Source organism: Pseudomonas sp. Xaverov 259 (assembly GCF_019352915.1).
In the GTDB taxonomy this organism is placed as follows: Bacteria; Pseudomonadota; Gammaproteobacteria; order Pseudomonadales; family Pseudomonadaceae; genus Aquipseudomonas.
In genome coordinates this window covers 75,682-86,348 of sequence record NZ_JAAAFV010000023.1, presented here as the reverse complement: position 1 = coordinate 86,348, position 10,667 = coordinate 75,682, and the positions used below count along the sequence as shown (strand labels likewise).

The 10,667-nt window shown below is 60.5% G+C and carries 11 protein-coding genes; 7 read left to right on the top strand and 4 right to left on the bottom strand.

Annotated elements, in window-relative coordinates; all coding sequences use genetic code 11:
- Positions 1 to 380 (top strand): antibiotic biosynthesis monooxygenase (locus K0H48_RS07485; RefSeq protein WP_219266994.1); only part of this gene is annotated, 380 nt, incomplete at its 5' end.
- A 141-nt stretch (positions 381 to 521) separates the two neighbouring features.
- Here K0H48_RS07485 and K0H48_RS07480 read toward each other — a convergent pair.
- Positions 522 to 845 (bottom strand): DUF2025 family protein, encoded by a 324-nt coding sequence (locus K0H48_RS07480; RefSeq protein ID WP_138814162.1) that lies wholly within the window; start codon positions 843 to 845, stop codon positions 522 to 524.
- Between the two features lie 232 nt (positions 846 to 1,077).
- Between K0H48_RS07480 and K0H48_RS07475 the strand changes: the two genes are divergently transcribed.
- Together K0H48_RS07475 and K0H48_RS07470 are read left to right on the top strand one after the other, a co-directional pair.
- Complete coding sequence (locus tag K0H48_RS07475) at positions 1,078 to 2,205, top strand: glycerophosphodiester phosphodiesterase (RefSeq protein WP_056859596.1); 1,128 nt, start codon at positions 1,078 to 1,080, stop codon at positions 2,203 to 2,205.
- Entirely contained in the window at positions 2,206 to 2,883 is a 678-nt protein-coding gene (locus K0H48_RS07470) for an AraC family transcriptional regulator (RefSeq protein ID WP_219266993.1), read from the top strand.
- Here the strand turns inward: K0H48_RS07470 and K0H48_RS07465 are convergent.
- On the bottom strand, positions 2,875 to 3,738 hold the full coding sequence (locus tag K0H48_RS07465) for a sterol desaturase family protein (protein WP_219266992.1): 864 nt from the start codon (positions 3,736 to 3,738) through the stop codon (positions 2,875 to 2,877). The two genes, K0H48_RS07470 and K0H48_RS07465, sit on opposite strands and share 9 nt — an antisense overlap.
- Before the next feature lie 154 nt (positions 3,739 to 3,892).
- Between K0H48_RS07465 and K0H48_RS07460 the strand changes: the two genes are divergently transcribed.
- From K0H48_RS07460 to K0H48_RS07445, 4 genes are all read left to right on the top strand, one after another.
- Positions 3,893 to 4,201, top strand: coding sequence for a PepSY domain-containing protein (locus K0H48_RS07460; protein ID WP_219266991.1), 309 nt, complete (start codon positions 3,893 to 3,895; stop codon positions 4,199 to 4,201).
- Positions 4,202 to 4,386: 185 nt separating this feature from the next.
- Positions 4,387 to 5,559: a GAF domain-containing sensor histidine kinase gene (locus tag K0H48_RS07455; protein ID WP_219266990.1), complete on the top strand. Its 1,173-nt coding sequence runs from the start codon at positions 4,387 to 4,389 to the stop codon at positions 5,557 to 5,559.
- A gap of 100 nt (positions 5,560 to 5,659) precedes the next feature.
- The gene (locus K0H48_RS07450) at positions 5,660 to 6,682 is read left to right on the top strand and encodes a transporter (protein WP_219266989.1); all 1,023 of its coding nucleotides are present in this window, start codon (positions 5,660 to 5,662) and stop codon (positions 6,680 to 6,682) included.
- A gap of 250 nt (positions 6,683 to 6,932) precedes the next feature.
- Entirely contained in the window at positions 6,933 to 8,549 is a 1,617-nt protein-coding gene (locus K0H48_RS07445; protein ID WP_219266988.1) for an inorganic phosphate transporter, read from the top strand.
- Between the two features lie 135 nt (positions 8,550 to 8,684).
- Here K0H48_RS07445 and K0H48_RS07440 read toward each other — a convergent pair whose 3' ends face one another.
- Together K0H48_RS07440 and K0H48_RS07435 are read right to left on the bottom strand one after the other, a co-directional pair.
- Positions 8,685 to 9,659: a biotin-dependent carboxyltransferase family protein gene (locus K0H48_RS07440; protein ID WP_219266987.1), complete on the bottom strand. Its 975-nt coding sequence runs from the start codon at positions 9,657 to 9,659 to the stop codon at positions 8,685 to 8,687.
- Positions 9,656 to 10,534, bottom strand: coding sequence for an allophanate hydrolase subunit 1 (locus tag K0H48_RS07435; RefSeq protein WP_219266986.1), 879 nt, complete (start codon positions 10,532 to 10,534; stop codon positions 9,656 to 9,658). Before K0H48_RS07435 ends, K0H48_RS07440 begins: the two co-directional genes overlap by 4 nt.
- Positions 10,535 to 10,667 lie beyond the last annotated feature (133 nt).

The window sequence follows — 10,667 nt, the reverse complement described above, 5'->3', positions numbered from 1 at the left end:
AAAGAAATTACGCCGCCACTGGCGGTTGCCCTGCTCAAAGCCTGCCAGGCGCAATCGGTATGATCGCCAACACACCCGCCCCGCCCTATTACGCCGTAATTTTCAGCTCGTTGCGTACCGAAGGCGATCAAGGCTATGCCCAGGCTGCCAACCGTATGTTGGAACTGGCGCGCGAACAACCGGGGTTTCTGGGTGTTGAGTCAGCGCGGGAAGACGGCTTGGGCATCACCGTTTCCTACTGGGAAAGCGAAGCGGCGATTTTGGCCTGGAAGCAACAAGCCGAACATAGCCAAGTGCGCGAGCAAGGCCGCGCCCATTGGTATTCGGCGTTTCACACCCGCGTGTGCAAGGTGGAGCGGGCTTACACTTTCCAGCGTTGAAACACAGCCTTAAGCCCCCTGCAAAAACCTGTGGGAGCTGGCTTGCCTGCGATGACGGCAGGTCAGTCAGCTTTGTGTTGCCTGGCACACCGCAATCGCAGGCAAGCCAGCTCCCACAGGTTGATCTCCACTCGCCTGGACCTAACTCACCAAACTGCGCAACGCACTGATCTGCGGGATCTCCACCCGGCGCATATACACGCGCAACGGCTCGGTGATGTTGATACGGTCATCGATATTCTGGTCCAGCAGCAACTGCAGGCGCTCGCGCGACAGGGTCATGGTGTGGTCGGCGGCCGGCAGCCAGACAAATTCGGCGGTGGGGATGATGCCGTCATCGGCCACGTCCATGCCGAAGGCGTCTTCGCTGAAACGCACGATGTAGTGGCCGGTTTTGCGGTTCAGGCCAACAAAGCCATGGAGTTGGTCGGCGGCCTGGCAGATAAGCTCGGAAGTGATGCGCATGGTAAACCTCACTGAAAAGTCCCACGGGGACTGGAAAGATGGTTTACACGCGTGGCAGAAATTACTGCCCTCTAACGGGGCAGCTTCGGCCAAGAATACTGCAACGCAGCACAAAAAAACCCACAAAAATGCCTCGTGAGTAGCTTAATGTCGGTTTGGTGATAGCGCCTTTCGCAATCAATTGTTAAAAAGGACGCCTTCTCAAAGTTACCTCCACGAAAGGACTTCGCATATGCCTGTCACGTTTACCAAGAGCGCCCTGCTGCTCGCTCTGATGCTCGGCCTTGGTCAGGCACAGGCTGCCGACCCGATCAGCCCGGCTGAATTGGCGACAAACGAAGGCATTCCGTACCCGGCTGTCATTGCTCACCGTGGCGCGTCCTACGATGCCCCCGAATCCACTGCCGCCTCCTACAAGCTCGCCCGTGACCTGGGTGCCGACTACCTGGAAATGGACCTGCAGCGCAGTAAAGACGGCGTGCTGTTCGCCCTGCACGACAACAACCTGCAACGCACCACCGACGTGGCCACCAAGTTCCCCGAGCGCAAAGACGCCCCGGCTAATGAGTTCACCTGGGCCGAATTGCGCACCCTGGACGCCGGCAGCTGGTTCAACGCCGCTTACCCGGACCGCGCCCGCCCGGCGTTTGTTGGCCTGAAAATCCAGAGCCTGGACGAGATTATCAAGATCGCCGAAGGCAACCCGCAGCACAAACCCGGCCTGTACATCGAGACCAAGGAGCCCAAGCAGTTCCCGGGCATCGAAGCCGATCTGAAAAACAAGCTGCTGGATAAAGGCTGGTTGAGCTCGGCCGGCTCCAAGCTGGGCAAGAGCAACACCGGCGTAGGCCAGGGCAGAGGCCGCGTGGTGCTGCAGACGTTTGAAAAAGACAGCTTGAAAGAGCTGCAAAAAGAAATGCCCAACACCCCGAAAATCCTGCTGTTGTGGGTTGGCCCAGGCAGCATCGAGCCTAAATCGGCACAAACCTTTGCTGAGTCCGGCGAAACCACCAAGGCCGCCTACTACGCCAAGCAAGAGCCAAAAGACGCCGCCGAGTTCGAAAAATGGGTGGACGAAGCCAAGAGCCTCGGCGCCATCGGCACCGGCCCTTCGGCCGAGCTGACCAACCATGGCGACCAGAGCTACACCGACCTGGTGAAGCCTGAGATGAACAAGCTGACCCACGACAAAGGCCTGCTGGTGCACGTCTACACCGTCGATGAGCCCGTGGACTTCGAAAAAGTCATGAAGGCCGGCGTTGACGGCATCTTCACCAACCGCGCCGCCGAACTGCTGAAGTTCTACAAGCGCTGGCCTTCGTCGAGCGTGCAGGACCTGCTCAAGGACAACGGCTACTGAGTGAAACCCGAATGGTCAGGCCGCCTGTGGTTGGGGCATGACTACGGCCTGATCTTCGGCGAGCTGGGGCGTACCGCGCCCCATGCGCACTATGCTCATCAGTTGATGCTGTGCCCCGGCAAGCCGGTCACGGTCAGCCTCGATGGTCGTGTCACCACGGCCCATCGCCTGTTTATCCCCTCGCGACAACCCCACGCCATTCTCGCCAGCGACGGTGACGTGCTGGTGCTGTATGCCGAACCTGCCACCTTTACGACCCAGACCCTGGAGCATCTGTTGCTCGATGCGCAGCCGTGCCTTGAGACACTGCAGTTGCAACTGGGCCAGTTACCCCGGCGCGCCCTCGTCGACCCGCGCCTGGAACGTGCACTCTCGGCCCTGGATCAACAGCTTGCCGGCAAGGTTTCGGCCCAGGCATTGGCCCACGCCGCGCACCTTTCATTAAGCCAATTGGAACGCCTGTTCACCCATCAGTTGGGCGCACCCGTGCGCCGCCTGGTGCTGTGGCGGCGCTTGCGTGTGGCGCTGCAAGTGGCCCTCGGAGGCAGCACGTTGACCGAGGCCGCCCATGCCGCCGGGTTTGCCGACTCGGCGCATTTTTCGCGCACCATGAAGCAGTTGTTTGGCGTGACGGCCGGCGCGTCATTGCGTCAGCTGGACGTGCGGCTGCTAACGTAGCGCGTCCGGCAACGGCGGTTCTTTGCTCATGCGTGCCGGCATGAACGGGTCGCGTAACTGCGCTACATAGGCCACCGGGAAGTCCGGCCGGCTGCCGATACCCAGATCGCCAGGCCCCATGGGAGCGTGCTCGCGATAAAACGCCGTGCCCAACAGCCAGTCCCACAGGTTGAAGAACAAACCGAAATTCACATCCCCGGCGCGCCCGTACTTCATGTGATGGAAACGATGCACCGGCGCCCAGGCGAATACCCAACGCAATGGCCCTAAACGCATATCGACGTTGGAGTGCTGCAACAACAGCTGGATCGCAATCGCCAGGGCCAGCAACTGCGCAACCTCCACTGGAATACCCAAGAGCACCAGCGGCAACAAACCCGCCGTCGCCTCCAGCATCTGATGCAACGGGTGTTTCATCAGCCCATTGAACCCATACAGCCGCTGCACGCTGTGGTGCACCGCATGCAGGCGCCAGAGCGGCGCAATACGGTGGCTGGCGTAATGCATCAGGGTAATGCCGGCATCAGCCAATACGATCGACACCAGCAGTTGTGCCCATAGTGGCCAGTCGCGCGGCCAAATGCCTTCGAACGCCAGCAGGGCCGTGAGCCCCGGCAGAGTCAACAGGCCCAGGGCATTGAGGCTCTCGTTGACCAACGCATGGAGCGTATCCCGGCGCCGGTCCCCGTGGCTGCGATTCCATTGCGGCTCATAGGGCAGCCATTGCTCCATCACAAATGACACGGCTAGTGCTGTCGCAAACACCAGCACCAGCCAACCGGGTTGCCAAAGCCCCCAGGCTAAAAAACCCACCAGGAATACAGGCGCATAAAGCCAAGCTACTAAACGTTTCATCCGAGTCTCCCTTCCAGTGAGCCCCCAGCATGAAACCCTCCACACCCAGCGAATTGAACAAACGGCGCAACCGTTTGAAATAATTAAGCGTGAGTTAAGTTGCGCTGGATAACCTGAGGCCACTTAAACAGCTCACCGAAGAAGGACACACACCATGAAAACCCTGACCGCCCTGTTCGCCGCCACCGCCCTGACCCTGACCGCCGGGTTGGCCCAGGCGGATGTTCGCCCGGACCACATTGAAGGTTTGCTCAAGTCCGGCGCCGTGATGCCGTTCGAAAAACTCAACGCCGCCGCCTTGGCCAAACATGCCGGCGCGACCATTAACGACACCGAGCTGGACCACGACCACGCCGGTGTTCTGGTCTACGAAGTAGAAATGACCGACACCGCAGGCAAGAAGTATGAAGTGAAGCTCGACGCCAAGACCGGCGCCGTACTGGAAGACAAGCTGGACACTTGATTATTTGATTCCCAAAAAACCGCGCCACCTCAGGGTGGCGCGGTTTTTTTATGCCTGTTCATCCGCCAAACCCAGAAAAGATCTCCGGATAGTTAATGAAATTACACCTACAAAGCGCAAGGTCGCTAGAATCCCCTTCATCGACCTGAGCCGAACGCTCACCACCTTCCTATCGAGATCGCTGCATGGGGCAAAAAGCCGCCGACATCGCCACCATTGGCCGCATCAGTGCGGTACCCGCGATGCTCAAAGTCATCAGTGACATGACCGGCCTGCGCTTTGCCGCCGTGGCCCGGGTGACCGACGACACTTGGACCGCCTGCGCCGTGCTCGACCAACTGGAGTTCGGCCTGGGCGTTGGCGGCGAACTCGACCTGACCACCACCATCTGCCATGAAATTCGTGGCTCCCACGTGTCGGTGGTGATCGACAAAGCCAGCGAAGACCCGCTTTACCACGACCATCACACCCCGCGCATTTACCACTTTGAGAGTTACATCTCCGTGCCGGTATTTCGCACCGACGGGCGTTTCTTCGGCACCATTTGCGCGCTGGACCCCAACCCGGCCCCTCTGCGCAGCAGCACCATCCAGTCGACCATGGAGTCGTTCGCCCGCGTACTGTCGTTGCAGATTGAAGCCGAAGAAGCCTTGCAGCAGACCGAAGCGCAATTGCAGGAAGAACGCAGCACGGCCGAGTTGCGCGAGCAATTTATCGCCGTGCTGGGGCATGACTTGCGCAACCCGCTGTTCGCGATCAATTTCGGCGCCGAGCGCTTGCTGCGCAAACATCCGGACCCCGCGACCGACACGCTCATACGCCATATCCTCAGCAGTGGCCGGCGCGCCGCGCAATTGGTCGAGGATGTGCTGGACTTCGCCCGTGGCCGCATGGGCAGTGGCATCCCGTTGCACCTCAAAGACTGCCAGGACCTGCAAGCCGCTTTGCAGCACGTGGTGTCCGAAGTGCAAAGTGTGCACCCGCAGCGGCTGATCCAGGCCGATATCGGCGACCTGCGTGGCGTGTATGGCGACCGCGATCGACTGGCGCAATTGCTCTCCAACCTGGTGGCCAACGCCATTCATCACGGCAGCCATGACGGCCCGGTACACGTCACGGCGCAGATCGAGCATGACCACTTCACCTTGGCCGTCAAAAACCCCGGCCAGATCGACGCACTCGCCCTGCCCCGGCTCTTTGAGCCCTACGCGCGACCGCTTAAAGACACCCCGCAAGCCGGCCTGGGCCTGGGGTTATATATCGTCAAACAGATTGCCGATGCCCACGGCGGGCAGCTCGAGGTGTGCTCTTGCGAGCAAACCGGCACCCAGTTCACCTTCAGCTTGAAAATACGCTGAGCAAGTTTTCAAACTGTCACAAAATCGTCATCCCGCCTTGCAATGATTCGCCCACGCGAACCTGTGAAACGTCCTACAGGCGCTTTCTCTGCGAGCCGCCATGAACCACAGCATCGACCACAGCCACCAGGATCCCGATCTGTTTGGCTTGCTTTACGGTTTTCGTTTTCGGCCCGGTGAAAAGGGCGAGCAGATTGATTCAGCGACCGCGCTGGCCGCGTTAAAAGCGCCGCAAGACCCGCAAGAGTTCCTGTGGCTGCACCTCAACCTGGCCCACGCCGCCTGCGAGCGCTGGATGCAGGCCAACCTGGCATTGCCGGAGGAGTTTTTCGAAGCCCTGCACGAAGGCTCGCGCTCCACGCGTATCGAACACGTCGATTCAGCCTTGCTGGCAGTGGTCAACGACGTGGTGTTCAACTTCAGCAGCATGGTGTCGTCGGATATCTCCACGCTGTGGGTCTGCGCCCGCAGCCATTTGCTGGTGAGCGCACGCCTGCAACCGTTGCACTCGGTGGATAAATTGCGCTCGTCGGTAAAGGCCGGTGAACGCTTTCGCTCGCCGCTGGAGCTGCTGGTGCATTTGCTGCGTGACCAAGGTGAAGTGCTGACGCAGATCGTGCGTAAAACCAGCATCAGCGTCGACCATATCGAAGACCAGTTGTTGTCCTCACGCCTGTCCACCAACCGCTCCGAACTCGGGGCGGCGCGCCGGGTGCTGGTACGCCTGCAACGCCTGCTGGCACTGGAGCCGGGCTCGCTGCTGCGCCTGCTGAACCGCCCGCCGCAGTGGCTGCAAAAAGAGGACGTGAAGGAATTGCGCAAATCCACTGAGGAGTTTGCGCTGATCATCAACGACCTCACGGCCCTGGGCGAGCGCATCAAGCTGTTGCAGGAAGAGATTGCCGCCAACCTCAACGAACAAAGCAACCGCACGCTGTTTACCCTCACGGTGGTGACGGTGCTGGCGTTGCCGATCAACATCATCGCCGGTTTTTTTGGCATGAACGTGGGCGGCGTGCCGCTTTCCACCGACCCGGAAGGGTTCTGGATCCTGGTGGCGCTGGTGGCGACGTTTACCTTGATTGCCGGGCGTTGGGCATTCCGTAAACGCAAAGACTATTGAATTGAAATACAGTCGAAATGTGGGAGCTGGCTTGCCTGCGATGGCTCACTATCAGCCAACTTTTTTATTGCCTGATGCACCGCTATCGCAGGCAAGCCAGCTCCCACATTGATTGCACTCTGACATTAGCCTTCGGGTGTTTTATAGATCAGCGGTAGGCTCAATTCCTTAAACACTGACCTACCGCAGCATCTCTGTAACATTCTGCAATGATCATCAGGAGCATCCTCCCCACACTGGATGCTCCGGCATGGCCACCCCTTCCCTGACCGCTTCCAACACCACCTCACACGCAGACCCCAAACCCCGGCTGGATAAAAAGCCCGGCCTGCTCACCGTGATCATTTTCTTCGCCGTGCTCGCCATGGGCCTGTTGTTCACCGCCTACAGCCTGATGCACGACATGCACGAACTGGGCACGGTGGTCACCACTTGGACGCCGTTCCTGCTGCTGGGCGTGGCGCTGTTGATCGCCCTGGGCTTTGAGTTCGTCAACGGCTTCCACGACACCGCCAACGCTGTGGCGACGGTGATCTACACCAACTCGCTGCCGCCGCATTTTGCGGTGGTGTGGTCGGGCTTTTTCAACTTCCTCGGCGTGCTGCTCTCCAGCGGCGCGGTGGCGTTTGGCATCATCGCCTTGCTGCCGGTTGAGCTGATTTTGCAGGTCGGCTCATCGGCCGGTTTCGCGATGATCTTCGCGCTGCTGATCGCGGCAATCCTGTGGAACCTCGGCACCTGGTGGCTGGGCCTGCCGGCTTCGTCGTCACACACCCTGATCGGCTCGATCATCGGCGTCGGCGTGGCCAATGCCCTGATGCACGGACGTGATGGCACCAGCGGCGTGGATTGGGGCCAGGCCACCAAGATCGGTTATGCCCTGCTGCTGTCGCCGCTGATCGGTTTCGCGTTTGCCGCCCTGTTGCTGCTGGCCCTGCGCGCCTTCGTCAAAAACCGCTCGCTGTACAAGGCCCCCAAGGGCGACACCCCGCCGCCGTGGTGGATTCGCGGTGCATTGATCGCCACCTGTACCGGTGTGTCGTTCGCCCACGGCTCCAACGACGGGCAAAAAGGCATGGGCCTGATCATGCTGATCCTGGTCGGTACGCTGCCGATGGCCTACGCGCTGAACCGCACCATGCCCGCCGAGCAGTCCTTGCAGTTTGCTGCGGTGGCTGAAGTGACCCAAGTGGCACTGGTGAAAAGCGCACCACAAGTATTACCGGGCGACCCGCGGCCGATTCTCTCGACCTATGTGCGCACCAAGGAAGCCACCCCGGAACTGGTGCCAGCCCTCGCCGCCCTCGCCGGCCAGATTGGTGACGAAGTAAAAGGCTACGGCTCCCTGGCCAAAGTCCCCGCTGAGGCCGTCGGCAACGTGCGCAACGACATGTACCTGACCAGTGAAACCATCCGCTTGATGGACAAGGGCAAGGTCGGCAACTTCGACGCCGACACCCAAGGCAAGCTCAAACTGTTCAAAGACCAGATCGACGCGTCCACACGCTTTATCCCGCTGTGGGTGAAGATCGCCGTGGCCATCGCCCTCGGACTGGGCACCATGGTCGGCTGGAAGCGCATCGTGGTCACGGTGGGCGAGAAGATCGGCAAGACGCACCTGACTTACGCCCAGGGCGCCTCAGCTGAGACAGTAGCGATGCTGACCATCGGTGCGGCGGATATGTTCGGCTTACCGGTGTCGACCACCCATGTGTTGTCGTCGGGTGTGGCGGGCACGATGGTGGCCAATGGCGGTGGCTTGCAGATGAAGACCATCCGCAATCTGCTGATGGCCTGGGTGCTGACATTACCAGCGGCGATTCTGCTGTCGGGCAGCCTGTACTGGCTGTTCACCCAACTGTTCTGACCCAACTGTGTAACGGTTGATCGTTCCCACGCTCTGCGTGGGAATGCAGCCCCGGACGCTCCGCGTCCCAAAGCGTGACGCAGAGCGTCACAAGAGGCATTCCCACGCAGAGCGTGGGAATGATCCTTATTGACTTCAGTGATTGAAGAGCGCAGCCATGGCCTTGAGCCGCTTTTTGTAGATCCGCCGCGCCTCCAATGCTTCCTCCAATGTCACCGCCACAAACCCCGCCCGCTGGTTCGGCTGCATCTGCCCGATCAAGTCCAGGTCCGCACTGATCACCGTGCCGATCATCGCGTAGCCGCCACCCGACACCGCATCGCGGTGCAGCACAATCGGCTCCAACCCCGCCGGCACCTGGATCGAACCGATCGGGTAGCAACTGTCGACGATATTCGAGGGGTCCGAGCCCGCGCCAAAGGGTTGTTCGCGCGGTTGAAAACTCAAGGCACTGCCGCCCTTGAAGCGATAGCCGATGCGATCCGCCTCGGAGCCCACCGTCCACGGCTCGGCAAAAAAGCTGCTTTTTGCCGCGTCCGTCAGGCGCTCGTAATACAGCCCTGGCACCACGCGCAGGGTCACATCGCCACCGACCGAACGGCGCAAGGCCATCGGTAAGCTATTGCCCGCACGGCCTGTTCCGCTGGCCTCGCCGATCGGCAGTTCATCGCCTTCCTGCAAACGCCGCCCTTCAAACCCACCGAGCGCGCCAAGGGTGTACGTCGAGCGGCTGCCGAGCACCAACGGCACGTCGATGCCACCGGCCACCGCCAGGAACGTGCGTGCGCCTGCCTTGGGAAATTCAAAGCGCAGCACCTGCCCGGCGCGTACCTGAAAAGCGGTGTCCTGATGCACCACCTCGCCGTCCAGACGCGGCGACATCAGCGCGCCACTGAGCGCCACCAATGCGTCCTGGCGAAACTCCAGTTCAGGGCCGATCAGCGTGCATTCCAAACCCGCCGCACCGGCTGGGTTGCCAACCAAATGGTTGGCCGCACTCAACGCGTACTGGTCCAACGCGCCCGAAGGCGGAATGCCCAAGTGGTAATAACCTTCACGGCCAAGGTCCTGCACAGAGGTAGCGAGGCCGGGTTTAAGCACCTTGATCATGCCAGCGCCTCCTGCAGGGTTTTCGGGTAGCCGATGGGATCGGCGAGAAACGCATCGAGGGAAAATTCCACCGGGCGGATACGCAGGTCGAAACGCCCCGCCTCCACTTCGGCCACCGCCAGGTCGTAGGCGTCACGGTCCATTGGTTTGAACTGCACGATGTCACCGGGGCGGAAGAACACCATGTGCTCCTTGAGGTACGCCAATTGCTGCGCTGGGTCGTAGATCGGCGCCGGGGTTACGCCAAACATCTGGTAACCACCCGCACCGCGTACCGAGTAAATGCAGCCGAAGCAGCCGCCATGGCCGAGAGTCAGCTTGGGCGTGTCAGTACGCGGGCGCAGGTACTTGGGCACCTGCAATTGCCGCTCGCGCTCGACCATCTGAAACATGAACGGCAGGCCCGCAACAAAGCCGACCATCGACACAAACCACGGCGCGCCACTGTGGGCGGCAATAAACGCGTCCACGTCAGCCAGGCCGTTGATGCGCGCGGCGTATTCCAGGTCGGTGCCGCTGGGGTCTTGGTGGCGGTCGCGAAAACGCATCAGGGTTTCGTGGGTCCAGGGGTCGTTGTAGAGCACCGGGATTTCGATGATGCGCGTGTGCAAGGTGCGTTCGGCCACGGCCTGGGCTTCGGCGCTTTGCACGGCGTCGAGCAGCACATGCGGCGCAATACGGTCGGGGTCGAAGCGAATCTGGAACGATGCATTGGCCAGGCACACATCCAACACGCCCTCCAACGCCAGGCGCTCCACGGCGCGGGTCACGGCCATGCCTTTGAAAAAGGCTTCCAGGGACATGCTGTCGCTGACCTCGGCAAACAGGTGTTCATCACCGCCGAAGCTGTAGCGGATGGGGGACGTTTGAGCCATGTCTGTTCCTCTTGGAATCATTGTAGAAAGGCAGGCAAAAAATCAAATGGATGGTCAGCTTATTGTGGTGTGGTTAGCACGCTTGTTGTGGTTAGCAGGCTTGTTGTGGTTAGCAGGCTTGTTGTGGCGAGCA